Source organism: Methylobrevis pamukkalensis (assembly GCF_001720135.1).
Taxonomy (GTDB): domain Bacteria; phylum Pseudomonadota; class Alphaproteobacteria; order Rhizobiales; family Pleomorphomonadaceae; genus Methylobrevis; species Methylobrevis pamukkalensis.
In genome coordinates this window covers 1-769 of record NZ_MCRJ01000293.1, presented here as the reverse complement: position 1 = coordinate 769, position 769 = coordinate 1, and the positions used below count along the sequence as shown (strand labels likewise).

Annotated in this window: 1 protein-coding gene and 1 pseudogene; both read right to left on the bottom strand. The window is 67.9% G+C overall.

Annotation, left to right across the window (positions count from 1 at the left end; all coding sequences use genetic code 11):
- Window positions 1–229 (bottom strand): annotated as a pseudogene (locus A6302_RS20600) (M10 family metallopeptidase C-terminal domain-containing protein); the annotation flags it as partial.
- On the bottom strand, window positions 193–769 hold a 577-nt coding region (locus A6302_RS20595), incomplete at its 5' end, for a calcium-binding protein (RefSeq protein ID WP_141704064.1). The gene A6302_RS20595 and the pseudogene A6302_RS20600, both read right to left, overlap by 37 nt.

Here is a 769-nt window from a genome sequence, read left to right as displayed (position 1 = left end):
CTCCGCCGTCGAGGTTGTTGGCGCCGGTGTTGCCGATGAGGCGGTTGGCCAGCGCGTTGCCCTGTCCGTCGATGCTGGCCGTGCCGGTGAGGGTGAGGTGTTCGAAGTTGGCGGCGAGGATGAAGGAGACCGACGACTGGACCGTGTCGGTGCCGCCGTCCGCGGCTTCGACCACCACATCGAGGGCCGAGTTCACCACATAGGTGTCGTCGCCGGCGCCGCCGGCCATGGTGTCGTCGCCAAGGCGCCATCGAGCAGGTCGTTGCCTTCGTCGCCCTGCAGCGTGTCGTTGCCGTTGTTGCCGAACATCTGGTCGTCGCCGCCAAGGCCCGCCAGAACGTTGTTGCCGTTGCTGCCGGTGATCACATTGGCCAGCCCATTTCCGGTGCCGTTGCGGGCCACGCTGTCCAGCGAGAGGAACAACTGCAGGTTCTCGACATGGCTGCCCAGCGTGTAGGCCGCCAGCGTCGTGCGCACCGTGTCGGTGCCGGCGTTGCTGCCTTCCGTCACCACGTCGCCCGCGGCATCGACCACATAGGTGTCGTCGCCCGCGCCGCCGGCCATGGTGTCGATGCCGGCTCCGCCGTTCAGGAGGTTGTCGCCGGCGTTGCCGGTCAGGCGGTTGTCGCCGGAGTTGCCGGTGCCATTGATGTCCAGCGACCCGGTCAGGATCAGATGTTCGAGACTGGCGGCGAGCGTGAAGCTGACCGACGCGCGCACCGTGTCGGTGCCGGCCCCGGCCGCTTCCGTCACCACATCGTTGCTGCTG